Origin of the sequence: Micromonospora sp. NPDC049497, from assembly GCF_044465805.1 — a bacterium.
In the GTDB taxonomy this organism is placed as follows: Bacteria; Actinomycetota; Actinomycetes; order Mycobacteriales; family Micromonosporaceae; genus Micromonospora.
This window is the reverse complement of sequence record NZ_JBITMC010000036.1, coordinates 1-24,807: the sequence shown is the minus strand read 5'-3', so window position 1 is coordinate 24,807 and position 24,807 is coordinate 1. Positions and strand designations below refer to the sequence as shown.

28 protein-coding genes and 1 pseudogene are annotated in these 24,807 nt (G+C 71.2%); 8 read left to right on the top strand and 21 right to left on the bottom strand.

The annotated features are described in order from the left end of the window. Positions 1 to 213: 213 nt before the first annotated feature. From ACIBR0_RS28405 to ACIBR0_RS28350, 12 genes are all read right to left on the bottom strand, one after another. Complete coding sequence (locus ACIBR0_RS28405) at positions 214 to 1,374, bottom strand: LysM peptidoglycan-binding domain-containing protein (RefSeq protein WP_396720737.1); 1,161 nt, start codon at positions 1,372 to 1,374, stop codon at positions 214 to 216. Between the two features lie 14 nt (positions 1,375 to 1,388). After that, entirely contained in the window at positions 1,389 to 1,835 is a 447-nt protein-coding gene (locus ACIBR0_RS28400) for a pilus assembly protein TadG-related protein (protein WP_396720735.1), read from the bottom strand. Beyond that, positions 1,832 to 2,311: a TadE/TadG family type IV pilus assembly protein gene (locus ACIBR0_RS28395; protein ID WP_396720733.1), complete on the bottom strand. Its 480-nt coding sequence runs from the start codon at positions 2,309 to 2,311 to the stop codon at positions 1,832 to 1,834. The genes ACIBR0_RS28400 and ACIBR0_RS28395 overlap by 4 nt, the downstream gene beginning before the upstream one ends. Beyond that, a complete protein-coding gene (locus ACIBR0_RS28390) occupies positions 2,296 to 2,703 on the bottom strand; it encodes a TadE/TadG family type IV pilus assembly protein (RefSeq protein WP_396720744.1) in 408 nt (135 codons plus the stop codon). Before ACIBR0_RS28390 ends, ACIBR0_RS28395 begins: the two co-directional genes overlap by 16 nt. A gap of 71 nt (positions 2,704 to 2,774) precedes the next feature. Then, a complete protein-coding gene (locus tag ACIBR0_RS28385) occupies positions 2,775 to 2,978 on the bottom strand; it encodes a hypothetical protein (protein ID WP_396720730.1) in 204 nt (67 codons plus the stop codon). A 23-nt stretch (positions 2,979 to 3,001) separates the two neighbouring features. After that, entirely contained in the window at positions 3,002 to 3,871 is an 870-nt protein-coding gene (locus ACIBR0_RS28380; protein WP_396720742.1) for a type II secretion system F family protein, read from the bottom strand. 2 nt (positions 3,872 to 3,873) lie between these two features. Further along, a complete protein-coding gene (locus ACIBR0_RS28375; RefSeq protein WP_396720728.1) occupies positions 3,874 to 4,776 on the bottom strand; it encodes a type II secretion system F family protein in 903 nt (300 codons plus the stop codon). A 3-nt stretch (positions 4,777 to 4,779) separates the two neighbouring features. Beyond that, a complete protein-coding gene (locus ACIBR0_RS28370) occupies positions 4,780 to 6,312 on the bottom strand; it encodes a CpaF family protein (protein ID WP_396720725.1) in 1,533 nt (510 codons plus the stop codon). Next, a complete protein-coding gene (locus ACIBR0_RS28365; protein ID WP_396720722.1) occupies positions 6,302 to 7,102 on the bottom strand; it encodes a ParA family protein in 801 nt (266 codons plus the stop codon). Before ACIBR0_RS28365 ends, ACIBR0_RS28370 begins: the two co-directional genes overlap by 11 nt. Positions 7,103 to 7,104: 2 nt before the next feature. Beyond that, positions 7,105 to 7,764: an SAF domain-containing protein gene (locus ACIBR0_RS28360; protein ID WP_396720719.1), complete on the bottom strand. Its 660-nt coding sequence runs from the start codon at positions 7,762 to 7,764 to the stop codon at positions 7,105 to 7,107. Continuing rightward, positions 7,761 to 8,684 carry a hypothetical protein gene (locus tag ACIBR0_RS28355; RefSeq protein WP_396720717.1) on the bottom strand — a complete coding sequence of 308 codons (924 nt, stop codon included), beginning with the start codon at positions 8,682 to 8,684 and terminating at the stop codon, positions 7,761 to 7,763. Before ACIBR0_RS28355 ends, ACIBR0_RS28360 begins: the two co-directional genes overlap by 4 nt. Next, complete coding sequence (locus ACIBR0_RS28350; RefSeq protein ID WP_396720714.1) at positions 8,678 to 9,202, bottom strand: hypothetical protein; 525 nt, start codon at positions 9,200 to 9,202, stop codon at positions 8,678 to 8,680. The genes ACIBR0_RS28355 and ACIBR0_RS28350 overlap by 7 nt, the downstream gene beginning before the upstream one ends. A gap of 635 nt (positions 9,203 to 9,837) precedes the next feature. On the opposite strand from ACIBR0_RS28350, the gene ACIBR0_RS28345 reads away from it, so the two are divergent. Then, on the top strand, positions 9,838 to 10,614 hold the full coding sequence (locus tag ACIBR0_RS28345) for a prepilin peptidase (protein ID WP_396720711.1): 777 nt from the start codon (positions 9,838 to 9,840) through the stop codon (positions 10,612 to 10,614). A 54-nt stretch (positions 10,615 to 10,668) separates the two neighbouring features. On the opposite strand, the gene ACIBR0_RS28340 is transcribed toward ACIBR0_RS28345, so the two are convergent. Next, on the bottom strand, positions 10,669 to 11,691 hold the full coding sequence (locus ACIBR0_RS28340; RefSeq protein ID WP_396720709.1) for an ice-binding family protein: 1,023 nt from the start codon (positions 11,689 to 11,691) through the stop codon (positions 10,669 to 10,671). A 255-nt stretch (positions 11,692 to 11,946) separates the two neighbouring features. On the opposite strand from ACIBR0_RS28340, the gene ACIBR0_RS28335 reads away from it, so the two are divergent. Further along, positions 11,947 to 12,438, top strand: coding sequence for a GNAT family N-acetyltransferase (locus ACIBR0_RS28335; protein WP_396720705.1), 492 nt, complete (start codon positions 11,947 to 11,949; stop codon positions 12,436 to 12,438). Here the strand turns inward: ACIBR0_RS28335 and ACIBR0_RS28330 are convergent. Continuing rightward, positions 12,382 to 12,888 (bottom strand): hypothetical protein, encoded by a 507-nt coding sequence (locus tag ACIBR0_RS28330; protein ID WP_396720703.1) that lies wholly within the window; start codon positions 12,886 to 12,888, stop codon positions 12,382 to 12,384. The genes ACIBR0_RS28335 and ACIBR0_RS28330 overlap by 57 nt on opposite strands. Before the next feature lie 122 nt (positions 12,889 to 13,010). Between ACIBR0_RS28330 and ACIBR0_RS28325 the strand changes: the two genes are divergently transcribed. From ACIBR0_RS28325 to ACIBR0_RS28315, 3 genes and pseudogenes are all read left to right on the top strand, one after another. Continuing rightward, positions 13,011 to 13,277, top strand: a complete 267-nt coding sequence (locus ACIBR0_RS28325; RefSeq protein WP_396720700.1) for a hypothetical protein — start codon at positions 13,011 to 13,013, stop codon at positions 13,275 to 13,277. 318 nt (positions 13,278 to 13,595) lie between these two features. Next, positions 13,596 to 14,531, top strand: coding sequence for a hypothetical protein (locus ACIBR0_RS28320; protein WP_396720697.1), 936 nt, complete (start codon positions 13,596 to 13,598; stop codon positions 14,529 to 14,531). 237 nt (positions 14,532 to 14,768) lie between these two features. Then, positions 14,769 to 15,182: pseudogene (locus tag ACIBR0_RS28315) on the top strand (dihydrodipicolinate synthase family protein); the annotation flags it as partial. Positions 15,183 to 15,250: 68 nt separating this feature from the next. On the opposite strand, the gene argS reads toward ACIBR0_RS28315, so the two are convergent. Both argS and ACIBR0_RS28305 read right to left on the bottom strand, forming a co-directional pair. Then, positions 15,251 to 16,969: an arginine--tRNA ligase gene (gene argS / locus ACIBR0_RS28310; RefSeq protein WP_396720740.1), complete on the bottom strand. Its 1,719-nt coding sequence runs from the start codon at positions 16,967 to 16,969 to the stop codon at positions 15,251 to 15,253. Between the two features lie 368 nt (positions 16,970 to 17,337). Next, the gene (locus ACIBR0_RS28305) at positions 17,338 to 18,834 is read right to left on the bottom strand and encodes a S1 family peptidase (protein ID WP_396720695.1); all 1,497 of its coding nucleotides are present in this window, start codon (positions 18,832 to 18,834) and stop codon (positions 17,338 to 17,340) included. A gap of 219 nt (positions 18,835 to 19,053) precedes the next feature. Between ACIBR0_RS28305 and ACIBR0_RS28300 the strand changes: the two genes are divergently transcribed. Further along, positions 19,054 to 19,428: a hypothetical protein gene (locus ACIBR0_RS28300; protein WP_396720692.1), complete on the top strand. Its 375-nt coding sequence runs from the start codon at positions 19,054 to 19,056 to the stop codon at positions 19,426 to 19,428. A 193-nt stretch (positions 19,429 to 19,621) separates the two neighbouring features. Here the strand turns inward: ACIBR0_RS28300 and ACIBR0_RS28295 are convergent, their stop codons facing one another. The 5 genes from ACIBR0_RS28295 to ACIBR0_RS28275 form a co-directional block, all read right to left on the bottom strand. Then, on the bottom strand, positions 19,622 to 20,110 hold the full coding sequence (locus ACIBR0_RS28295; RefSeq protein WP_396720689.1) for a hypothetical protein: 489 nt from the start codon (positions 20,108 to 20,110) through the stop codon (positions 19,622 to 19,624). A 162-nt stretch (positions 20,111 to 20,272) separates the two neighbouring features. After that, complete coding sequence (locus ACIBR0_RS28290) at positions 20,273 to 20,854, bottom strand: dihydrofolate reductase family protein (protein ID WP_396720686.1); 582 nt, start codon at positions 20,852 to 20,854, stop codon at positions 20,273 to 20,275. A gap of 400 nt (positions 20,855 to 21,254) precedes the next feature. Next, on the bottom strand, positions 21,255 to 21,428 hold the full coding sequence (locus tag ACIBR0_RS28285; RefSeq protein WP_357035819.1) for a hypothetical protein: 174 nt from the start codon (positions 21,426 to 21,428) through the stop codon (positions 21,255 to 21,257). Next, positions 21,425 to 21,643 (bottom strand): flavin reductase, encoded by a 219-nt coding sequence (locus ACIBR0_RS28280; RefSeq protein ID WP_088969275.1) that lies wholly within the window; start codon positions 21,641 to 21,643, stop codon positions 21,425 to 21,427. Before ACIBR0_RS28280 ends, ACIBR0_RS28285 begins: the two co-directional genes overlap by 4 nt. Further along, complete coding sequence (locus ACIBR0_RS28275; protein ID WP_357035816.1) at positions 21,640 to 21,819, bottom strand: hypothetical protein; 180 nt, start codon at positions 21,817 to 21,819, stop codon at positions 21,640 to 21,642. The genes ACIBR0_RS28280 and ACIBR0_RS28275 overlap by 4 nt, the downstream gene beginning before the upstream one ends. Before the next feature lie 308 nt (positions 21,820 to 22,127). Between ACIBR0_RS28275 and ACIBR0_RS28270 the strand changes: the two genes are divergently transcribed. Beyond that, the gene (locus ACIBR0_RS28270) at positions 22,128 to 22,352 is read left to right on the top strand and encodes a winged helix-turn-helix domain-containing protein (RefSeq protein WP_088969277.1); all 225 of its coding nucleotides are present in this window, start codon (positions 22,128 to 22,130) and stop codon (positions 22,350 to 22,352) included. A gap of 1,196 nt (positions 22,353 to 23,548) precedes the next feature. Beyond that, on the top strand, positions 23,549 to 24,649 hold the full coding sequence (locus ACIBR0_RS28265) for a hypothetical protein (RefSeq protein WP_396720681.1): 1,101 nt from the start codon (positions 23,549 to 23,551) through the stop codon (positions 24,647 to 24,649). Positions 24,650 to 24,807 lie beyond the last annotated feature (158 nt).

Here is a 24,807-nt window from a genome sequence, read left to right as displayed (position 1 = left end):
ATCGCTAGCAGAGTCACCCAAGTGATCACCAACGCCGAACCCTAACGGCAACCAGCCGAACCGATCACCACACACATAGAAGCGTCTTGCACTTTCTGCCCCGACGAAAGGTACTTACCACCCATACCGCGGACCGAAAGTGCAAGATCGCGGGGGCTGGGGCTGGGGCTGGGGCTGGGGCAGGGGTGGGGGTGCCGCTCCGCAGGGTGTGGTTCAGCTGCGTCGGTGACGGCCGACTGGGATGTCGCCGGGGGAGGTTCCCGTCGCGTCGAACCGGACCGTTCCCGGCCGACGACGGAGGCCCAGTACCGCACCGATCTGCGCGCCGACGATGCTGGACACGGCCAGGACCGCCGAGATGGCGAGGGGTCGGTTGACGCGGTCCGGGTCGCCGGCCCGTGCCGCGCCGACCGTCATCACCGGGCCGTGGTCGCCGGACGGCCGTCCGGTGTCTCCGTCCGGTGTCTCGGCGGCCGGTGGTGCGGGCGTCGCCTGCTGGGGCGCGTCCGGCTCGGCGGACGGTGCGGGCTGGGCCGGTGCGGGCCGGGCGGGTGCGGGTCGTTCGGCGATGTACCCGCCGGGACGGACCACCAGCCGGCCGGTGGCGTGCGGACGGGCACCCTGGTCGTCAACCTCGGCGGGCAGCCGGAGCAACTGTCCCGGGTGGATCCGGTCGGGATCGTCCAGACGGTTCAACTCGGCCAGCTCCCGGTAGTCACCGAACCGGTCCAGGTACCGCTCGGCGACCGCGCCGAGGTGGTCACCCTTCGCCACCCGGTAGACCGGCGCGGCGGTCTTCGGCGAACCGGGCTGGGCGGACTGCGCCGCCTGCGCGGGCTGGGCGAGGGGAGCAGCGGCGTTCGGTACCGCCGCGGCGGGCCGTACGACGAGAGCGGAGGGCGCGGCGTACGACGTGTGTGCCCCGGCGGACGCGGCCACTGCGGGTGCCGGCAGGGCGTACGGGCCGGCCAGGGTGGCCGCGCTCGCCGCCGCGGGGCTGGCCGCGACGATCAGCGCAACCGATCCGACCAGCGCGGCGGCGGCCCGCTGCTGCCGGCTCATCCCGGGCAGCCGGGGCGCCGGCCGGCGTAGCGTCTGTGCACCCAGCTCGACGAGGACGGAGAGGGCGAAGGTCGCCCAGCCGAACCAGCCGGCCAGCGCCAGCGCGCGCAGGAACAGCTGACCGTCGTCGCGGCTGGTCAGCGCGGCACCGATCTCGGCCAGCGTGGGCACATGGTCGGGCAGCGGGTTGCCCGCGAGGGTCAGCAGCGCCACCGGGGCGCCGACCAGCACCCCGCAGAGCACGACGAGCGCGCCGAGTCCGGTGAGGACGCGTCCGGTCCGCCGTACGACGGACCCACCCGATGCGGTCATGACTGCCTTCCTTCCTACGGTGCTCCGGTGAGTGCGCGCGCGGTCGCCCGGCCCGAGACGGTGACCGTCCTGTCGAAGCCGACCAGGCCGAGCAGGGACCGCTGGTAGGTGACGGTGACCTCGACCTGGACGAGGGTCTCGCCGTCGACCACCGGAAAGGTGACGGTGTGGCCGGTGGAGCCGGCGGCGGTGAGGTACTCGGCGACGGCCTGCCGGGCCTGTGGCTGGTTGATCTGCTTCGGCCCGCCCTCGATCGCGGTGGCCCGGTCGATCGACTGGCCACCGGCTCGGGCCGCCTCCGCGGCGAGGTTCTCGGCGCGTTGCAGGGTGCGCAACTGCCCGGCGCCGTCGAAGGCGAGCGCGATGATGGTGAGGACGCCGACGGCGGCCACCGCCAGGAAGACGCTCACCCGGCCGTCGTCTCGGCGGTGATCTGTCAGCGCCGCGCGGCGGGCGGTCATCCCCGACTCCGGTAGCGGTCCAGCGGGGAGGTGAAGCTCGCCGACACCTCGTTCTGCAGCGTCATGCCGGGCAGCACGGAGAGCTTCATGTCCTGGTAGGAGACGGTGCATTCGATGCGGACGGTGACTGCGGCCTCCTGCCCGACCGGGCTGCCGAACGCGTCGTCGAAGCTCGCCGGCCTGCCGGCCACCGACCCGCCGAACGTGAGCTGCGGCGTACCGGTGCAGTTGAGGCCCTTCCATTCGAGCTGCTGGCGGGCCGCGTCGTGGGCCTCGGCGCGGGCGGTGGACGCGTTGCGGGAGATGGACGCCGCGCGGGCCGCGTCGTGCGCGGCGGCGTCGACCGCCTCGGCCGCCACGGCGGTACGCCCGGCCACGCCGGCCAGCACGATCAGCGCGATGAAGGCCGGGGCGAGCACGGCCACCTCGATGGAGACCGCGCCCCGGTCACCGGTACGGCTCATGGCACCGTCCACCGTTCCACCGTTCCGTGCGCGGTCTGCCGCACCGGAAAGTCCATCCCCGGCACGACCGACAGGGAGCGTCCGGTGACCGTGCAGGTCACCTCGGTCGCCGTGGTGACGCAACTCGGGCCGGGGGACTTCCAGCCGACCAGCCAGCCACCGGCGGCGGTGAGGAAGCCGGTCGCGCGGGCCGTGCCGGCGCCCGGCGGCGCCTGGTGGACGCGTTGCGCGTTGACCCCGCTCTGTGCCGCGTTGAGCGCGGTGGAGCGCGCCACGAACACGGCGGCGACCTGGATCGAGGCGAAGAGCAGCACCAGGATCGCCGGCATGGTCACCGCCAGCTCGACCGGGTTGGCGCCCCGGTCCGCGCCGGACCCGAGCCGCTGCCGCACATCGGCCGGCACGAGACGCCGGACGGCGGTCGTGGCCGCCCGGCGTCCTGCGTGGATGACTGCGTGGATCACGGGTCAGGCTTCTACTTCGGGTCCTGGTGCTTCGGGATGTTGTCCATCCAGTCGTTCGCCGCGCCCAGGGCCGCGGCGGTGACCGCCATGGCGACGGCGACCAGGCCGAAGATGATGACCGCGGTGGGGACGGGGCTGTCGCCCCGCTCGCCGTCGCGGCGCAGCTCGGCCAGGCGTGCCGCCAGCGTGGCGTGCACGTAGTTGATGACGGACATGGCGTGCTCCTTCTCTCGGGGTTTCACAGGCGGGCGATGAACGGGTAGATCACGAAGCCGAGGAGGACGAAGACGAGCAGCGACCCGGGGATGTCCAGGCGGCTCGTCACCCCCTCGGCGCGGGTCAGGTTGTCGGTGCGGATCTGGTCCCGCAGCGAGTCGGCGCGGCTGCGCAGCGTCTCGTGCACCTGCGCGCCCTCGCTGCCGGCGGAGCGCATGATCGCGCCCACGTCACCGAGTTCCGGGATGCCGATGCGATCGGCGAGGTCGCGCAGCTCGTCCCAGGGCGAGTGCATCTGCATCTGGGCGATCCGCAGGGCCTCCCGGATCCGTTCGAAGACCCAGCCGTCGCAGACCGCCGCGGCGCGCTCCAGCGACTGCACCGGACCGTGGGCGGCGGAGAGCTGCAACGCCACCAGGTCCAGGTAGGTGCAGATGGCGGCGCGGAACTCGTCCCGGGCGCGGTCGGCCCGGGTGATCACGGACCGGTGGGCGGACAGCGCGCAGACCAGCGCCAAGCCGAGGCTGCCGAGCACCGGCACCACCACCGGCAGCCGTACGCCGACGGCGAGCAGCGTGACGCCGAGCAGGGTCGGGGCGGCCAGCCCGATCAGCCCGGAGAGCAGCAGCGACAGCGCGTACCGCTCGGGTGTCTGGTCGATCAGCGCGAGCTGGCGGTGCGGCGGTCGCAGCCACCGGGACAGCCCGGTCAGCCATTCCGGCTGCCGTGCGGCCGGTGCGACGGCGGCGGTGCCGGGCGGCTGGTGCAGCCGGCGCAGCGCCGGGCCGAGCGCCGGGGTCGCCGGCACCAGTTCCCGGACGACCAGGAAGACGCCCAGCCCGACGGCCGCCCCACCGACGACGGCGATCGCCAGGTGCCAGTTGAGGACCAGGTTCACGCGACCACCTCCTGCGGGTCCGGGGCGGGCAGGAAGCGCGCCGGACGCTGGGGCTGGCTCATCGACCGCACCCAGGCGAGCAGGCCGATGAAGGCCGCGCCGAGCACCGCCATCACCAGCTGCCCGAAGGGCGTGCCGTACGGGCGGACGTACTCGACGTTGACCAGCCCGTACGCGACGGTGGCCAGGGTCATGCCGGTGAGGAAGCGGACCGCGAACCGGGGTTGGGTGCGCTTCGCCTCGACCTCGCGCCGGGTGGCCACCTCGGTCGCCGCCGCGGTGGCGATCGAGCCGAGCACGTCGCCGAGCCGTTCGCCCCGGTCGGTGAGGTGCAGGATCAGCGCGGCGACGACCTGGTCGCAGACCGGGTCGCCGATCTCGTCGGCGAAGGCGAGCAGCGCCGGTCGGGCGAGCCAGCCGGCCTGGAGGCGGGCGGCGAGCAGCCGTACCTCCTCCTGGATCTCCTCCGGCGCGGTGGCCACCGTGCCGGTGATCGCCGCCTGGAGGCCCTGGCCGGTGGCGGAGACGTCCTTGAGTCGGCGGGTCCACTCACCGACGGCCTCGATGCGCGCGATGGCCCGCTGCTCCTCCTTGCCGACGGAGAAGAGCCACGGGGTGCCCGGCACGGCGATCGCCACCAGCAGGCCGACCACGGGCAGCCCGGTGATCAGGAACGCCAGCGCGCCCGCGACCACCGCGCCGACCAGCAGCACCTGGTGGGCGCGCTGCTCGCGGGGGGTGGCGCCGGAGCCCTTCCAGAGCCGGTCGACGCCCTTACCCGATCCCGGGGCGGGACCCGGCGGGCGGCTGGTGCCGACGATCGCGACGACGGCCAGGATCAGCCCGGCCACGCAGGCGGCACCGGCCAGCACCGCGACGAGTTCCACGTTGTCCGGCACCGGTCACCGCCGTCCGAGACGGGTCTGCCGGGGCCGCCGCCAGGCGCCGGTGCCCGCCTCGATCCACCGGCCCAGCAGGCGGGCGTCGTAGCCGACCCGGAGCAGTTGGGCGCGGATCCGTTCCGGCAGGTGCCGCGGCACCGCCCGGCCGTCCGGCCCCGGACCGAAGACCGTGGTGGTGATGATCCGGTTGTTGTCGCCGACGCCGATGACCTCCTCGACGTGCGAGACGAAGCGATGCTTCCGCCCGCCGATCGCGGTCTCGTCCTCGACGGTGACGTAGACGATCAGGTCGAGCGCGTTGCCGGCCATCCGACGGGCCTGGTCCACGGTCATCTCCCGGCCGTGCGCCAGCGCCAGCTCGATGATCCGCTCGCTGACCCCGCCGGGCGTACGGGCGTGGATGGTGCACATCGAGCCCCGGCTGGTGGTCATGGCCTGGAGCATCGGCACGATCTCCCGGGACCGGACCTCGCCGACGATGATCCGCAGCACGCCCATCCGCAGCGAGACGGGGATCAGGTCGGCGATGCTCACCTCACCGGCCGGTCGCCCGTCCATCCCCCGTTCGCCGTGGCCCTCCCGGGCCTCGAAGCTCATGACCGCCCGGTGCCGGTGCCCCCGGCGGGCGGGGAGCAGTTCCCGGCTCTCCTCCAGCAGCACGTACGGCTCGTCGGGTGGGATCTCGCTCATCAGTGCCCGGATGACGGTGGTCTTCCCGGCCCCGGCCAGTCCGGCGACCATGATGTTGAGGCCCGCCCGCATCGAGGCGCGCAGGAAGTCGCGCAGCAGCGGGTCGATCATCTCGTCCAGGTCGCCCCGGGCCCCGGCGACGTCGTCGAGGGAGACGTCGAGGGTGTTGTGCTTGCGGATCACCGCGTACGGGCGGTGGCTGACCAGGAACACCGCGGCGAGCCGACTGCCGTCGGGCAGTTGCAGGTCCAGGGTCGGCTTGGAGGTGGACAGCGACCGCTCGGTGGCCCCGGCGCGGCGGGCCGCCGCCTGGAGGATCTCCACCAGCTCGTCGTCGCTGTCGGCGATCGGGTCGACCCAGTCCACGCCCCCGCCGTGCCGGGTGATCCGCACCTGGTCGCAGCCGAGGATGTGGACCTCCTCGATGGTGTCGTCGACCAGCAGGGTCTGGAGCCGGCCGAGCCCGGCCAGTTCAGCGGTGACCTGGTCGAGCAGGAGTCGTTCCTCACCGGCCGCCATCGGGGTGCCGGAGCGGCGGACCGCGTCGGCGTACTCGGCCACCACCGCCACGGCGAGCCGGGCCCGTTCGACGTCCTCGGCGTCGGCGTCGAACTCCCGGCCGCGCTGCCAGAGGGTGAGCCGTTCGCTCAACTCGCGGCGCAGCTCGCGTACCACCTGGAAGTCCACCCGGCGGGGCGGCGGCTCGGGCTGCGACGCGACCGCCGGCACCGGGGCGACGGCGGTGTGGTGGTGGCGACCGTTCGGCGGGGCCAGCGGCGGGGTGATCGAAGTGGCGGCGGGGGCCGGCCGGCGGGGGTCGGTGGAGACCGGCTCAAACCGCATCCGGCACCCCCTGCGTCACCGGCCAGGCCAGCCGGGCACGCCGCCGGTCCAGCAGCGATCCGACCGGCACCTCCAGCGCCCCGGCCGCGCGCATCAAGGGCCGTCCGGCCCGCACGGTGCCGCCGAGGCCGAGGACCTCGGCGGTACGCGGGTCGCGCGGCAGCCGGCCGATCACCGGTACGCCGAGCGCGCGGCTGATCTCGCCGTCGGAGTGTCCGTCGCCGACCAGCAGCAGCCGCAGCGTGCCCGGCGGCACCCGGTGCTCGGCCAGGTCCCGTTCGATCGCCTTCACCATCGCCTTCGTGCCGGAGAGGTCGGGCAGCCGCGCGCCGCTGACCAGCAGCACCACCGAGGCGGCCCGCAGGATCGGCCAGGGCGGGCCGGGGACGTGCAACCGGCCACAGTCGACGAGCACGTCGTACGCGGGGTCGCCCCGGTCGAGGGCGGTGAAGAAGTCGGCGAACCGCTGCCACAGTGGGACGACGCTGCCCGCCTGGGCGGGGTCGACCACGCCCGGCAGCAGGAGGCGCTCCCGTCGCGGGGCGTCCAGGTCGACGAGCTGGGACCAGAAGGCGTTCTCCAGGTTGCCGTCGCGCAGTTCGGAGACGGCCAGCTCGCCGATGCCCCGGGGCCCGTCGAGCGCCCCGCCCAGGTAGCCGGCGAGGATCGACCCGCCGGACGGGTCGGCCTCGACCAGCACCAGCCGACGGTGCCAGCTCAGGGCGCAGGCCAGGGCCGACGTGGTGACGCCGGGGGAGCCCTTCGCCGACACCAGCGCGATGATCGCCATGCTCAGGCCGCCCCGGTGAGGACGACCGCGATCCGGTCCTGCGCGGCGAGCGCCACCACGGCCGGTACGTCCCGGACGGGAAGCGCCAGGTACACCACCGACTCGTCGGCGTTGCCGGTGGCCGCCGTGTCGATGACGGTGGCGGTGAACCGGGTGGCGGTGCCGGCGGAGGTGCCGTCCTTGGTGTCCGGGGTGCTGACCAGCAGCACCTTGTCCCCGGGGTGCAGCTTGCGGGCGGGTATCTCCGCCGGGTCCAGCCCGAGCGCGATCTGCTGCTGACCGGGGCCGAGCAGTGGGTCGTCGGTGAGCTGGTCGTCGGTGAGCAGGGTGCCCGGCACGAGGGCCACGGCGGCCCGCTTGCCGACGACGTCGTCGAGCCGGCCGGCGGGCACCGGCGACAGCCCCCGACCGCCGGCCACCTGGACGGTGATCAGGTCGTCCGCCCCGATCTCGCGGCCCACCTCGACGGGCCGGGCTACCGCGAGGTAGCTGCCGGTGGCGCGGACGGATGTGACCGCGAACGCCGCGCCCAGCCCGCCGAGGGCGATGAGCAGGACGGCCAGCCCGAGCAGTCCGGGCCGCATCCGGCGTTGCCGCACCACCTTCGGTGGGGTGACCGGGGCGTCCACCGGTCCGGTTCCGTTGCGCGTCGCCAGGCTCACTCCGCCACCACCTGTAGTTCGTTGATCCGGATCGTCGCTGCGTTGCTGGTCCTGGTCTGGGGGATGGGGGGACTGCCCTCCACGCCGTCGGCCCACCAGCGCACCGTCCAGTACGTGGTGGCGTGGACCCGGTAGGTGCCGGCCTTCGCGTAGCCGCTGTCGTAGCCGCAGGTCGGTGACGTCCTGCCGGCGTGCGGGCCCTTCGGGTCGTACTTCGTGCCGGGCCCCGTGCAGGTCTCCCGGTGCCCGTTGCCCAGGTTCCACACGATCCGGTCGACCTTCGCCTCGATGGTGACGGTCAGGCCCCGGTCGGATTCCGAGGCACGGATCGGTCCGAAGTAGTTCGCGCCGGGGCTGGCCCACATCCACACCGGAAGGCCGACCAGGCCGGGGCCCTTGTCCTTGTCCGGCGCGACCGCCACCCGCGGGGGGAGCAGCGAGATCGAGGCCAGCGCCCGGCGGGCCAGCTCCTCCGGGTCCGGCGGTGCGCCGAAGCCGGGCGGCGGGTCGTCGCGCAGCACGACCTCCTGGTCACCGAGGTCGCCGCCGTTGCAGGTCTTCACGTACCACTGCTGGCCGTCGGGCGGCTCGGTCGGCTGCGGCTGGGCGAGCTTGAAGTAGCAGCCGGAGCCGTTGTCGAACCAGCCGAGCACGTCGTCGTAGCAGGGGATCGTGCGGCCGTTCCACTGGCACTTGCCGCCACCGCCGCCACCGCCGTCGCCGTCCCCGCCGCCGGGGTCGCCGCCACCGGGGTCGCCGGGGTCACCCGGGTCGTCGTCCCAGATGTTGCAGTCGTGCTGGCCGGGCGGGCACTCGGCACCCGGGGGATCGGCCCACCCGGCGCCGAGCGCCGGCACGCCGGCCGCCGCGGTGAGCAGCACCGCCAGCGCGAGTCCCGTGATCCCCCGCCGGGTCAGCACGGCTGGTCCTCGTGGTCGACGCCGGCGCTGATCAACCAGCGGCCGTCGGGATAGCGGGTGGCGGTCGCGGTGGCCAGGTTCCGGGTGCCCCGGCTGCCCGGGACGACCTTCTGGTTCCGCGCGTAGACGAGCTGGTAGCCGGTCGCGTCGAGACAGTCCTGGATCTCCACCGTCGGCGGGACGGCGTCCAGGTCGACCGACACCACGGTGGGGTCGGAGACCAGCTTGCCGGTGCGTACGGCGCCGTGCTGTCTGGCCTGCCGAATCGTCAACCGGACCCGCGTCAGCAGCGGGTCGGCGAGGAACGCCGACAGTTCCGGAAGGTGGGGATCACTGCGACCGCTCGCCTCACGAGACGCGGCGAGATATCCGGAATAGGCGGCCAGGGCAGCCTTTTCCGCCGCGCGTTCGTCGGCTTTCCGATCGGTTCGGGCGGGCGCGGCGTCGGCGGCCGTCGTGCCGGTGGACGTTTCGTCACCGGCACCGCAGGCCGTGGTGGAAGCGACCGTCGCGGCCACGACCAGGCAGGTTGACCACCGGCGAAGCTGCCGTCCTCGCACTGTCGTGCCTCCTCCGTGGCGGGCCCGGGGCCGCGTCGTGGCGGCCGGCGGGCATGCGGAAGCGCGGCCGAATGAGCACATCCGGACCCGCCCCGTGCGCTGCCGCATTTACCGTTACAGATCTTCTACAACGAAGATTTCCTGTTTCGTCCTGTCGGTTCCTCGTGGGTTGCACCACACCCAAGGGGCGAGCATAGGCTGACGCCCGCCGATGCAACAGAGGCAATTCATTTGGATACTCTGCGTGATGACGGGTGGTGGCGGGGCATGGTTGCGGGCAGGTTGCGGCAGTCCGTCCGGTGGGTGTGCGGGGGTGTGGTGGGCGGCCGGCGTGGTCAACCGGGGTGGACCCGGCCCGGGTGCCCGTGGAGGGTGTCGGTCCGACCCGATCGATGGGCACTGTCCGCTTTGCCCCTCGCCCGTCCGGGTCCACGGACCGGACCGATCGCCGCCGCCGCGCCCCGGCCGCACGACCGGAGCGTCCCGTCGGCTCGCGCCGGGGTCCGGGGTGGACCAACCCGCGCCCGTTACAGAAGTCCGTCCCCGGAACTACTCTCCGTGTCCACGGGATCGACGTCCGGCGGGAAGTCGGCATGGTGACGAGCGACCCGACCCGCGCTCCCGCCGCCCGCGCCCCGCGTCGGTCGTACCCCTGGGCGGCCCTCGCGGTCACGCCCGCGCTCCGGCTCGCGGCGCTGCGGTACGCCGTACCGTCGGGGTCTCCGAGCCGGACCGGATGCGATGCCTGCGGCGCTCCGATCGACCTGGATCATCCGTGGCCGGCGCTCGGCCCGGCCGCCCGGTGCGGGCGGTGTCCGGAGCGGGTCGGGCCGCCGCCGGGCGCCGTGGAGGTCGTCGTGGTCCTCGCCGTCGCGGTCCTGGCGCTGGTCGGACCGCCCGCCGGCGAGCTGGTGGCGACGGCCTGGTGGCTCGGGTGGATGGTGCCGCTGGTCTTCGTCGACGTGGCCGTGCACCGCCTGCCGGACCGCTTCACCACCCCGGCCACGGTCGGGACCGGGCTGCTGCTCGGGGTGGCGGCGCTGACCGGCGCGGGCGTCGCGCCCTGGCTGCGTGCGATCGTCGCCGGGGTCGGCCTCGGGCTGTTCATCGCCACCACGACGGTGCTGCTCGGACGGCGGGGCTTCGGCCTCGGCGACGCCAAGCTCGCGGTCGGCGCGGGGATGCTGCTCGGCTGGTACGGGTGGATCTTCCCGGTCCTGGGCCTGCTGGCGGCGTGTGGGCTGTCCGCAGTGGTCGCCATCGGTCTGCTGGTCGCCGGCCGGGTGCGCTGGTCCGCGAGCCTGCCGTTCGGCCCGTTCCTCGTCCTCGGCACGGTCGCGGCGCTCCTGCTGGCGACCCGGGCCTCCTGATCCGCCGTCCACGGCAGCCTGACGGGAGCGGCGGCGCCGCTCCCGTCAGGACGATCAGCCGTTGTCCGGCCCGCGATCCGACTGGCCCGGAGGCTCGTCGCGGTCCGATCGGCCCGGAGGCTCGTCGCGGTCCTGCCGGCCCGGCGGCTCGTCGCGGTCCGGTCGACCCGGAGGTGCCGTCGGGCGCCCGTCGCGATCCCGCTCGGTCGGCGGGGCCGTCGGAGACTCCGTCACCTCCGGCGGGACGGGAGCGGGCGCCGTGGTCTCCGGCGCGGTCGTACCGGGCGTGACCGGGGCCGGCGTCGTCGGGCTCGCCGGTGCCGTCGCCGGCGTGCAGTCGGACCGGCTGACCGCGTTGGTGTCCAGGGTGACCGCACCGTCTCGGCTGAGGGCGCCGCCCTGCTCCACCCGGGCGGCGGATTCGAGCCGGATGTCCTTGACGGCCATGATCCGGCCGGTGAAGGACGTGTTGGTGTTCAGGTCGGCGGAATCCCCGACGGTCCAGAAGACGTTGCAGGCGGGTCCCGGCGTGTTCACCTCCCGCACGGCGCTGTTCTCCGCCGTGTCCAGGTCGGAGCCCACCTGGAAGATGAAGACCGCTTCGGCGTCGCCCTGCGCGTCGAGGGTGAGCGTGCCGTCCAGGTCGGCGTCCTCGGAGACCTGGTAGACGCCGGGCATGAGTGTCTGTCCCCCGAGGTCAGGGCCGATGGTCGCCCTCGCGGTCCGTCCGGCGGCATCCTCGTACGCGTCCGTCAGGTCGGCCTGCGCCCGCTCTGCCGCGGCGTCACCGGCGTGGCGCTCGCCGTTGATGACCCCCGGTGGGAATCCCGACACCTCCGTGCCCGGGTGTACGCCCACGTCCCCGTCGATGACGGAGTTCCCGGTGTTGGAGACGGCGTCGTCGGCGAGGACGGCGTAGGAGGCCGCCGTGTCGAGGTCGACCGGGTCCACGGCCCTGGCCTCGGTGGCCGAGGCCGAGAAGGGTGCCAGCCCGGCGACGACCAGGCTCGACCCGAGGATGGCTGACCGGGCAAGGCGAAGCCCCCTGCCGGCGGTACGTGCGAAGTCCTTGGTCATGGCTGGTATCCGATTTCTGTGACGGTGATGGCAACTCGCTGGTTTCACGGCGGCCGGTCCGCGCCCCACCGCCTCCCCGCCGACCCGGGGCACAAAACCTGCCGTCGGGCGGCCGGCGGGGATGAGCCACCTCACCAACCATCCCGGCCGCCGCCCCAAGGTGAAAGGAAGGGCACCTTCTTAACGCCTCCGGTAGAGAAAGGGCCCCTTCTTAACACCCCCCACGGCGGGCACCGCCGCGGCTAGGGTGGCGCCGTGCCCGACCTCCAGCCGCTCGCCGCCCACCACGCCGATGCGTTGCTCCACTTCGAACGCGAGAATCGGGAGTGGTTCGCCCGGTCGGTGCCGGACCGGGGCGACGACTACTTCACCGGCTTCGCCGCGCGGCACGCCGCGCTCCTCGCCGAGCAGGCCACCGGCACCTGCCGTTTCCACCTGCTGGTCGACGACGACGGCACGGTCCTGGGACGGTTCAACCTGGTGGACGTCGCGGCCGGGGAGGCCGAGCTGGGCTACCGGGTCGCCGAACGCGCCGCCGGGCGCGGGCTCGCCACCGAGGGCGTACGCCGGACGTGCGCGCTGGCCCGCGACACGTACGGCCTCCGCCGGCTGACCGCCGCAACGACCCTGGACAACGCCGCCTCGCTGGCGGTGCTCCGGCGCACCGGCTTCACCCCGGCCGGGGCGGTGTCACTCGACGGACGGCCCGGGCTGCGGCACGTTCGCGACCTGACCGCCGACGACTGACGCGCCCGACATCCGCTGCCGGACCTCCTCCAGCGCCTCGAAGGCGTACGCCCAGTTGTGGCACTTGAAGCTGCGCAGCCCCTCGATCGGGGTGCGGCAGTCGGCGCAGTTGACGCCGGCGATCGCGTCCGGGATCTCGGTGTTGACGAATTTCCGGTCGCCCAGGATCACGGTCGCGATCATCATCCGGTCGTGCACTCCGGAGAGCGCGGAGGAGACGATGTCGTACCAGGTGATCCGTCGCGAGCACTTCGGACAGTCCGGCTCGTCGCCGCTGACCCACAGTGGGGCGCCGATGCTGCGCAGCGGCATGCCGAGCAGCTTCTCGATCCGGCGTACGTCCGACTCGGGGGTCGTCCAGCGGTGCCGGCCGGGCAGGGAGGCGGGCGAGTCGTACACGGCGCGGAACAGGACCGGGTCGACCTCCACGGTTTCGCGCTGACGGGTCATCGGCGTCCTCCTCGAGGTGTCGGTGCCCCTACCGTCGTCCCTGCTGGGGCACGGTTTCAACCGGATCAACGACACGAGGCGCCCGGGGTGGTCGCTGGACCTCGCCTGCGACACTGCGCGACATGGACGACCGGTTCCGGAAGCTGCCACAGCGCATCGAGCCGACGTACGCGACGGAGGACGTCTCGAACCGGCCCCCGACTCCGGAGGTGCGGGAGACCAGCCCGTGGTCCCCGGCGGGAGAGGTGTCCGGCTACGAGCGGTTGACCGACGGGATTCTCCACGCCCCGTACGCGCAGGCCCGCACCCGCCGGGTGGCGCTGGCGATCGTCGGTACCGTGGCAGTGGTCATGCTCGCCATGGTGGCGGCGCTGCTCCTGTTCGACTGACCGCGCCCACCTGTGTTGTCAGCTGGCCCGAACGGCCAGGAAATGCGGCGCGCGTGCTCAAGATCAGAGTAAGAAAATTGTCCGTGCTTCAATTCCCATATGGCCCTAGCCTGGTCGCAAGGCCGGCCGCAGGAATGGGGAATCCGCGGAGTTGGGGCGCGTCGGGGCTGGTGAGGGGCCGGTCCGGCGGCGATCGATCAATTCCGTCATGGGCCGGTAATTCCGCCGATCAGAGGGGTTCGGTCCATGATCTATGCCTATCTGGAGAGCTTTCGCTGTCACACTGAAACCGACGAGGCCGGTGCGGACGAGCCTTACGTGATCGTGGCTGCGGTCGACCTGAAGAACAACGTGGGTGGCTTCCCGGCACCGATCCCCGCCTCGCGGGCGTTCGTCTACGGCGCCTTCGGCGATGTCGACGCCAAGGAGACGCACGAGGTGCCGTTCCAGTCCTTCTGGGGCCTGTACGGCGAGGAGAGGGCGCTGCCGAGCCCGAACGACGTCATCTTCCTGGTGGCGTTGATGGAGTGGGACGACGGCAACGCACAGGCGCTGCGCAACATCGTCGCCGGCTCGGTCAACAGCGCCCTGTTCGCCAGTCTCGGCGCCGACCGCAACCGGCGGGTGGGGGTGGTGATGCAGGCGTTCAACGGGGCGTTGCAGACTCCCACCGGCGGGCCGAGCACCGACGAGTGGGTCGGTCTCGGCCGCGAACTGCGATTCACCGAGGCGGACATCGCCCTCGCGGAGACCGGCCACACGGCGCGGCAGTCCATCCGGGTCCAGGGCGACGGTGGCGACTACACGATGACCTTCGCGGCCCGCAACCGTGGCCAGGCCGCCTGGCGGTTCTGCGGGAAGTGCCACACGATGTTCTTCGACGGGTTCGAGGGCAAGGGCCTCTGCCCGGCCGGTGACGGCCACGGTGCGGTGGGCTGGATGTACTACCTGCCGCACGACCATGCCGGCCCGGACGGCGGCCAGGACCAGTGGCGGTTCTGCGACCGGTGCAACGCCATGTTCTACAACGGCTTCGGCGGTGGCGGCGTCTGCCCGGTCGGGGGAGGCCACAACGCCGCGGGTTACATGTTCTTCCTTCCCCACGACCACGGCGGCGCCGGTCAGGACCAGTGGCGGTTCTGCGGCAAGTGCCGGGTCATGTTCTACAACGGTTATCCGGACAAGGGCCGCTGCGCGGGCGGCGGCGGCCACGACGCGCAGGGCTACAACTTCAAGCTCGACTACACGCCCTGATCGATGGCCGGGCGCCCTCGTCGAGGGCGCCCGGCTTCCCCTTCCCTGACATTCGGCCATGATCGACACGAGGTCACTGAAGTCGGGGTGTCCATGCGCAGTGGACAGCCCGACTTCAGTGAACCCGAGTCGACCTTGCCGTGTGTTCGCCGCCGGCGGCCCGGAGCGCCGCGACGCAGGCGGCCACCGCCGGGTGGTCGCCCGCGCCCCGCCGGTAGGCGATCCGGGTACGCCTGCGGGACGGCGGGGGTGGTCGGGATCAAGCACGCGGTGGGCGGCATCGACGCGGACACCATCGCCTTCCTCGCCGACGTACCGCCGGGCTGCGCGGTACTCGCCGGTGAGGACGCGTACGCCTCGGCGCTGCTCGCGCTCGGCGCGCACGGCGGCATCCTCGCGTCCGCGCACGTGGCCACCGCCGACTACGCCGCGCTGGTCGAGGCCTGGCGGGCCGGGGACGTCGCCCGCGCCCGGCCGCTCGGCCACCGGCTCGCCACCCTGTCGGCCGCGCTCTTCGCCCAACCCAACCCCGCCGTGGTCAAGGCGGTGCTGCATGCCCAGGGACGCATCCCGACGCCGGCGGTCCGCCCGCCGCTGCTGCCCGCCACCCCCGCGGCCACGGCAAGGGCCCTGGCGTACGCGACCAGCTGACCGGGGTGCCGGCGTGACCGCCACCGACGGCACCGCCCTGGTCCGGGACCTGCTGCGGCACTTTTCGATCACATTCGTTCGGGGGTCCGGATACCGAGCAGGAACAGTCCCTGCCGGAGCACCCGGGCGGTCAGGTCGCAGAGCACCAGCCGGCTGTCCCGAACCGGTCCGTCGGCCCGCAGCACCGGGCAGCGTTCGTAGAACGCGCTGAACGCGGCGGCCAGCCGGTAGAGATATCCGGCCAGGTGGTGGAACTCCAGGCTGTCCGCCACGTCGGTGACCACCCTGCCGAACCCGAGCAGTTCGATCGCGAGCGCCCGCTCGGCCGGCTCGGCCAGCGAGATCCTCGCTTCAGGTCGTGCCGCCACCCCGGCCCGCCGGAAGATCGACCTGATCCGGGCGTACGCGTACTGCAGGTAGGGCGCGGTGTTGCCGTCCAGCGACAGCATCCGTTCCCAGTCGAGCACGTAGTCCCTGTGCCGGTCGCTGGACAGGTCGGCGTACTTGATCGCGCCGATGCCGACCGCCCTGCCCACCTCGGCCGCCTCCGCCTCGCCCAACTCCGGGTTCCGTTCCCGGGCCAGCGCGGTGGCCCGGGCGACCGCCTCCTCCAGCAGCCCGACCAGCTTCACCGATCCGCCGGCCCGGCTGCGCAGCATCCGCCCGTCCGGCCCGAGGATCGAGCCGAACCCGACGTGCTCGGCCCGGGCCGGCGGGGCCAGCCAACCGGCCTGCGTGGCGGCGGCGTACACCATCTCGAAGTGCCGCCGCTGCGGCATCCCGACCACGTAGAGCAGGCGCGTCGCGCCCAGCGTGCCGGTCCGGTGCCGGATCGCCGCCAGGTCGGTCGCCGGATAGCCGTACCCCCCGTCGGACTTGCGCACGATCAACGGCAGCGGCTCGCCGTCCCGCCCGACCGAGCCGGGCGGGAACACGCAGGCCGCGCCCTCGCTCTCCCGCAGCAGACCGCGCCGGTCCAGGTCCTCGACCACCGGGCCGAGCAGGTCGTTGTAGCTGCTCTCGCCGTGGAAGTCCCGTTCGGTGAGGGTCGCGTCGAGCAGTGCGTACACGGTCAGTAAGTACCGCTCGGACTGCTCCACCAGCAGCCGCCACAGCCGCAGCGTCGCCGGATCGCCGCCCTGCAGGGCCACCACCCGCAGCCGGGCCCGCTCCCGGAACGCCTCGTCGGCGTCGAACTTCGCCCGGGCCGCCCTGTAGAACGAGTCCAGGTCGCCCATGGACAGCGTCCGCGTCGCCTCGGCCTCACCCAGGTCGACCAGGTGCTCGATCAGCATGCCGAACGGCGTGCCCCAGTCACCCAGGTGGTTGGCCCGCAGCACCCGGTGCCCCAGCCACTCCAGCAGCCGGGCCGCCGCGTCGCCGATCACCGTCGACCGCAGGTGCCCGACGTGCATGTCCTTCGCCACGTTCGGCGCCGAGTAGTCGACCACCACCGTCTCCGGTTCGGCCAGCACCGGCACCCCCAGCCGCGGGTCGGTGGCCAGTGCGGTGACCAGCCCGGCCAAGGCGTCGTCGGCGACGGTCAGGTTGAGGAAGCCCGGCCCGGACACCTCCGCCACAGCGCACAGGTCGGCCAGGTCCGCGCGATCCAGCACCTCGGCGGCGATCGTCCGCGGCGGCCGACCGAGCCGCCGAGCCAGGGCCAGCGCCGCGTCGGACTGGAAGTCCGCGCGCGGGGAGCGCCGCACGACCGGGTCCACCGGTACGCCGGCCACCGTCGCGAACGCCGGCGCCAGCCGGTCGGTCAGCAGCTTCTCAAGATCCATCGGTACGCCGATCTCGCTCGGATCCGCCGCACGGATCACCGGAAGGGGATGCGGGCGGACCGAGGACGATCGACGACGACCGGCGGCTCGATCCGCCGGTCGCAGAGGGGAAGACTCAGCGCAGGCGGTCGCGGGACCGCCGGCGTCGCAGCGCGCCGACCTGGACGTCGGGGGACGTCATCGGGTACGCGGGCGAGCTGGTCATGGCCACAGCCTAAGCCGCCGGCCCGGGGGCGGCGCAACGGCATTCTTCGGGCCGTCACCGTCACCGACAGTGCCGACGCTGCCCGAACAGTTCCCGCTCCGCCGCGTCGACGGTCGAGGACGCCCGCATCGCGCGGTGCGATGCGGGCGTCCCGTCGATCCGGTCAGGGGTTGCTGTAGCCGAGGGCGTAGCTGCCGGAACCGCTGTAGGCGTGTACCCGCCAACGGTAGTAGCCGGCCGTACCGGAGTAGGAGACGGTCTCGTCGGCCGCAGAGGTGATGCCCTGCGCCACCACGGCCCACCCGCTGCCGTTCCACTTCTGCAGGTAGAGGTCGAAGTCGGTGCCGGTCGGGCCGTCGAGGCAGCCACGGTGGGTGCCGGAGGCCGACGAGTAGTAGTAACTGCCGTTCGGCTGGTAGGCGCTGCCGCCGCTGGACAGCGACCCGGTCACGGAGAACTCGTAACCGCTGCAGCCGGTCGGCGGGGGCGGGGGCGGGGTGCCACCGCCGCTGGTCACCAGTGTTTTGCCGTACGCGGAGAGGATCTCGTTGACCGGCTGGAAGTAGGTGGTGCCACCGGAGGAGCAGTTGCCGGAGCCGCCGGAGGTGACGCCCTGCGCCTGCTGACCGCTGAGCCAGGACCCGCCGGAGTCACCCGGTTCGGCGCACGCGTTGGTGCGGGTCAGACCCGAGACGGAGCCCTGCGCGTAGTTGACCGTCTGGTTGTAGGCCTGCACGGTGCCGCAACGCCAGCCGGTGGTCGAGCCGGAGCGGCAGATGGCCGCGCCGATCGCGGCCACCGTGGAGCCGGCCACGGTCACGTTGCCGCCGGCGTAGTTGTTGACCCACGGCTGCGGGGTCCAGTTGGAGTTGACCGCTACCCAGGCGTAGTCGTTGCCGGGGAACGAGGAGCCCTGGAAGCTGCCCTGGGCGACCTGGTTGTAGCCGGTCGTGGAGTTACCGGTGTTGCCGCAGTGCCCGGCGGTGACGAAGCCGCCGTTGACGGAGAAGCCGACCGAGCAGCGGCCGCCGCCGATGTAGTAGGCGTCGCCGCCACGTACGTCGTAGAGCAGCCGGGGCTGTTCGGTGGTGCTGACCACCCGCACCGCGGAGGCATCGACGCCGCTGGCCTTGATGAAGGCTCTGGCAGCGCCGCTGCCGCCGCGTGCCTGCACCACGACGGTGTTGGACTTGACGTCGACGTACCAGCCGGGCACCGAGGCCGGGGACGCCTTGGCGGCTGCGGCGTCCAGGCCGTCCTTGACCGCGTCGAGCTTACTGCCGCTGCGGGTCACCAACTTGGGTGTGGCGCCGGCGGCGGTCACCTCGGCGGCTTTGGCGCTGTCGGTGACGGCCACGACCAGCGACTTCGCGTCCGACGCCAGCCAGGCGCCGGCGAAGGTGGAGCCGAGCCGCTTACGCAACGCCAGTTCGGTACGGCTGGCGGCGTCGTCGGAGGCGATCCGGGCGCGAGCCGCGGCGGCGGTCAGGCCCAGGTCGCGTTGCATGGCGGCGAGCATCTCGGGCGAGGCGGACTCCCCGACCGGTGCGGCCGGTGTCGGGCCGGCGGGCTTCGCGCTGGCGGGCCCGGCGATGACGATGGCAGCCAGCCCGGCTGGCAACAGAATCGTTGCTGCCGTGCCGGCAAGGAATCGGTTCATCCGAAAACTCCTTCGGGTGGGCGGAGCTGCAGGTGCGGCCACATCGATCCGGCACCGACAGGTGGCCGTAACGTAGGCCCTCTTCATCGACGCCGGTAGATAACTTTTGGCTCATACCGCAGCGCCCGGCAGTATCCGCACCTCCCCGACACCGCCCTTTCGCCGATGCGCGAACCGCCACACGACTGCTGAAACGATGTGACGGCGCACCGCGCCCGTGTGGCTGGATCATGGGGTCAGCGCAGGGTTCCGGCCACTCCTCGGTCTCGCCGCGAAGCACCGCCGCGGGCTGCTCGGGCAGCCAGCGCCTCCGGTCCCCTGGACATCGCCCGGGCTGCCGCCGCCGAGGACGGTGCCTACTCGGGCAACTGGCAGGTCACCGCGTACGCCATCTGCGCCGACCCGGTGGGGGCGGCGGCCGAGGGATCGGTGCAGACCGGGGTCAGTTCGGCCAGCCACGTTTGCACGGGAGCCGGCTCGACCGGTCAGACCTTCCTGAACTCCCTCTACCCGGACGCTGGCCTCAGAGCGGTCCGCCTCTCGCTGACCGGCGTGCCCAGCGACGGCCTGGCCATCCAGGCGATCTGCGCCTGAGCCGACGGCCACGGTGTTCCCGAGGCCGGTGGAGACGACCAACCCGCACGACAAGTGGCCGACGGGCCGCAGAGGGCATCCGCCCCCTGCGGCCCGTCGCCGTCCGGGCGGCGTCCAGGCGTCCGACTGGCCCGTCGCTCAGAAGCGGTAAATGGTGAGCCGGGGGGATTACGAGATCAACTGCCCGTCCACCTCAGATGAGGCAGCGGGCGAGTTCTGAGTGGTCGTAGGTCCAGTACCCGAAGAATCCGGACCAGACCCAGCGCTTCACGTGCCAGTAGTGGTACTCGTACTCCAGGGCGAACCCGGGCCAACCCGGATTCGGCTCGAGGCCGGTCCGCGCGCCGACGTACTGGTACATGGTGGTCGAGGTGCTGCCGCAGCGATCGCCGCCGGTGGCGGTCACGGCCAGGTCCGTGCTGGTGACGATCGTCTCGCCGCTGCACCGCACGACGTAGCTGCGCTGGTAGTTGTCGGAGGTGGCCTCGACGACGTGCCAGTACCGATAGGTGCCTACGGAGCCGACCAGCCAGAAGGTCGTCGGCGTGCCGCCGATGACGCGGCTGTAGCTGCCGACCGCAGCGCAGGCCAGGCTGTCCGGTGCGGCGTGGGCGGCGGCTGGGAGGACGATGACGGAGGCCAGCGTCGCGGTCGCGACGGCAAGGGCGAGTTTGAGTCTCATGCCCACGCAACGTACGGTCGATTGTCGCATCGATGCAGGTCAGTGGCGGCTTCCCGACACGGCCCCCGGAATGCCGACCGCCAGAGACGATCAAGGCTCGCTCTGGAGCAGTCGGGCTGCTGTCTGCGTCCGGTTGCTTGCGTTGGGCCTGTTGCTGAGGGGTCACACCGGTTCGTACGTGAGCATGAGTACTCCAGTGGTGGTCGTCGTGCAGTCGACCAGCCGCAGCTGTCGCGGCCGGTCCATCTCCCGGAACAACCGCTTGCCGGTGCCGAGAAGCAGGGGATGCACAAACAAGCGGTAGCCGTCGACCAGATCGTTCGCGATAAGGTCCTGGACGAGCATTCCGCTGCCCAGCACGGCGATGTTGCCGTCCCCCTGTGCCTTCAGATCCCGAACGGCCGACACGAGATCTCCAGCGAGCACCCGGGAGCTTGACCAAGTGCAGTTGGTCAGGGTCCGCGTGGTGACGTACTTCGGTGTCGCGTTGAGGTGTGCGGCCATCGGGTTCTCGTCGGGCTGGCTCGGCCAGAACCCGGCCATTTTGTCGTAGGTCCTACGCCCGAAGAGATACGCCGTCGTCGACTTGAGCCCTTCGACCGCCGCAGCTCCCTGCACCTCGTCGAAGTATGACGCGGCCCAGCCGCCGTGCTCGAAATCGCCGTCGCGATCCTCGTCCGGCGATCCCAACCCCTGCATGACCCCGTCAAGGGTCACGAATTCGATGGCTATGAGCTTCCGCATGGCCTCGCCCTTCCGCCTTGCGGTCGGCACCGTGCCGACCGGTCACCCTCTATACGAACGGCTGCGGCCAAATCGACAGCAGGGCGAGAAGTTGAGCCCGCCGAAGAAGGACCGGCCACGCGGTGTGGTGGGCCAGCTCCTCCGGCAGGCCGATGTCAGACGAGGTGACGGCGGCACAAGCCAAGATCGGAGCTAGCTTGTGCCCTGGTTGTGCCCGATGATCGTGTTCGCAGCTCGGAGGCCGTAGATGGTGGGCCGCCAGGGACTCGAACCCTGAACCTATGGATTGCCGGCGAGCCGGTCGGATGGAGCTTGGTCCGAGGTCATCCGGGCTGCTGGGGGGCTTCTGGGCCGGGTTCGGCTGGCACGGTTGCTGTACTTCGCTGCTGTACTGCTGGCGTCAGACGAGGCGCTGGACGCGGACCTTTGGGCGCTCGTTCCTCAGGTGGCCTAGCTTGTGCTGGCGGACCTGCTCGTCCCAGACCTCCTGGTCGTAGTCCGGGCCTGGCGGGATCCACTTGTGGGAGCCGTCGCTGTAGTGGAACTTCTCGTCGCCGGGCCGCAGGATGCTCATCGGGTCCAGCCGAGGAATCGGTGGTGCAGGTGGCCGGCGGGGACGTGGCCCAGGTCCTCGGCGGCGTCGACGAGCTGGGCTGCCAGGTAGAGGGCGAGTGACACCGGGGCGCGGTCGTACTCCGCTCGCAGCTCTCGACGGCGAGTGTGGCAGGGCCAGTCGGCACCGCAGCCGCCGCACGTCCAGCCCGGCGTGATCGGGAGGTGGGTCGTCATCGCGGCGCGTCCTGGCTCGGCCAGTGGCCGCGGTTGATCGGGATGGGATGACGGCTTCGGCAGGGCAGGTCGCCGCCGCAGCGGCAGATGCGCCGCCAGTGCTGCCATGACCAGACGGGTCGGTGCCGGCGGGCGAGGGTCAGCGCCGCCGCCAGGACGTACTCGTCGTAAGACACGCGCCGCCGGCTGTTGTCCTGCCTCTGGTGGTAACCGGCACCCCGCACGCCACCTGCGGTCGAACCAGTTGCATCGTTCGGCCTGGTCATCACGCCTCCCGCCGACGCTTGGGATCCCGTGGGCACCCGGTCAGCCGTGTCCGGAGACAGGGCACCCACGGCAGGACGACCCGGCCGCCAAGCTGGGTAGCCCCAGGAGCAACTTAGGACGCAATGTGCGCAGGGTCAACAGCTACGACACATAGCGTTGTAAGTCGAGCCAGAGGTGTGGTCTGCTTGCACCAGCCGCCAAGCTGGGAGCACCACCTATGTCTGAAGCCGCCTACCTACAGGTAGCCCGGGATATCCGCGAGCAGGTCAGCTCCGGCCAGTTGAAGCCGGGCGACAAGCTGCCGTCGTTCGCCGCCCTTTGCGAGCACTACGAGGTCAGCAACACCGTGATCCGGGCCGCCATGCTGCTGCTCAAGGCCGAAGGGCTGATTGACGGCCGGCAAGGCAAGGGCGTCTACATCGCCAACCCGCTTCCCAGGTAAGCCCCGGTCGCCCTCTGATGGGCGCGACGTCCCGCTTACAAGCTTTGGGCGCTTCGTCCGGCCGGGTCCGTTCGTGTCTCCGGCCTCGGGCACCAGCGAATGTCGGGGCTTCTGCTGCCTTTTGCTGACAGACGGCGCGCCCGAGGCGGTCGGCCAGGTGACCGGCCGCTAATACCGGATGCCGGCCGTTGCACCCGGGCAGGATCGGACACGGGACCAGAGCGGTTGAGGCTAAGCCCGCGAGGCTTGTTCGGCCGAAGTTCGCCTCAGGACCTCACGGTAGAGATCAAACAGCCTCGTCGCGACACGCCGACGAACAGGCGTTCGTGTGACTTGCATCACGTAACCGTCTGTGGACGACTTGGGGATACACGACGGGTGCGATGAACACAGTGTGTAGTGCAAGCCCGAGGCTCGATCGACCTCCACTGTGGAGCTTGTTGGGAATCGATCTTCAAAGCCACAGGTCAGATAGACGATTGCCGCTGCAAGCGCCGAATCATACATCCCGACCCCGACACTTCGGCCGGATCAGAGCGTGGCGCCGCCGCCGGGATACCCACAGGGCTGTGGATATCCAAAACCGAACGTCCGTACGACTGATGGGCATACGTGAAACCGGGCCCTCATCGTGCTGTACTGCTCCTCGGCTCGGTCGATCGTCCGAGCTGACTGGGACCGAGCGGCGGCCGCGAGCGCTACAGATGCGAAGCGGCACCCGGACTGCCCACCGGGTGCCGCTCGACTCCAAGTCCAACGCGTGGGAGCGGGAGTATCGGGAGTCACCGTGACACTAACCCGGCATGTTGAAGTTCTCCAAGCAACGGGGTATGGACGTGCGCAGCGTGTTGCAGAAGCACACCCGCTGTCAGCGTTTGAGATCAAGGCTCACCTGACCGCGAACGCCTGGTTCGCTCTGGTCATTGCGATGGTCCTGGTGTCCGTCATGGTTGTGCTGTTCGCTGGTCGCGGTAGGGCGTCCAGGCGGCTTGAGGGCCTGGTCCGGGGATGGCGCGGCGAACCTCTTGCCAGATCCCGCCGACGCCGCCGGCGACTCGGTGAGCGGAGCGACATTACAGGCCCGGCCGGCCGCCGGCCGCGACAGATCACCAACTCGCGGCAGCAGCCGCAACGCGTGCCATCGGCAAATCGACGGCGGCGGCGGGTCGCTGACATGAAGCCATGAAAGGTGCACTATGACTTCTGCAGGCCCTATTTGTTTCTGGAGTTACACTCACCGCGACAACGATTTGGAAGGCGGCAGAATCCGACGTCTTGCCGAGTCGATCAGCAACGAATATGAGATCCTCACGGGTGAAACCCTCGAATTGTTCGTAGACAACACCGCCATCGCCTGGGGCGACAGCTGGGGGGGCATCATAAACGACGCTCTTGCGCGAACCGCTTTTTTCATTCCCGTAATCACCCCCCTATATCTGCGAAGCACTGAGTGCCGTCGGGAATTCTTGGAGTTCTTGGGCAGGGCCAAGAGTATTGACTCCATGAACCTTCTCCTGCCGATCCTGTACTCGCACACTCCAGCTGTGGAGGACTCCAGCAGTGAGGACGAAATAGTACGGCTTGTAAGGGCGACACAGCGCGAGGACTGGAGAACGCTTCGACTCGCGGACGAGTCGTCAGAAAAATACCGCACTGCGGTCCATCAACTAGCAGCACGCCTAGTTGAAGTGATGGCGACCGAGTCAGCGAAGCCGCTCCCTGAACTGCGCAATGACGAGGGCGAGGAAGGAGAATCCGGTTTTCTCGATGACGTAGCCGAGGCCGAAGAGAACGCTGAGTCTTGGCAGGCGACCCTCACCGATCTGTTTGAGGAGTTGGAGAAGGTTCAAGTTACAACGGTAGACGTTACGGATAAGCTGCGGCAAAGCGATCGCCGGGGTGGTGGCGCGCGTGGAAGACTGGTGGTCCTCAAGCAATTCGCAGACCGAATCGCAATGCCAGCTCAACGGATAACAGAGTTGGGACACGAATTCGCAAGGTCGGTTATCGCGAGCGATCCCGGCGTACGTCAGCTTATCTTGCGCAGCAAGGCGGAGGCCCTGACGCCGAAGAGTAGAGAGCAAGCAGAATCACTGATGGCGACCATCACCAGTCTTGTATCGTCAAGTCAGCAGATGTCGGACGGGGTGGAGTATTTCTTGGGTGAGCTTAGTAAGGGCGATGGCCTGTCTCGGGTCCTTCGGTCTCCCATGGCTCAACTAAGGGCGGGCATGTCAGCGCTGACTGACGCCAACGCCGTGATCGCGGAATGGGGCCGCCTCGCCCGGACTGAGTGAATGAAGCGAGACGCGTCCCCCTGGGATTGCCATCCCGACGCCTCTAAGGGACGTCTCGTAACTGGGTGAAGGCGTTGCTCGGCGCCGGGCCGGTGGTCAGCCGGTGAGGATGATGTTGTGGAGGTTGGCGATGCCGGAAGCGGCGTCGGCCAATGTGT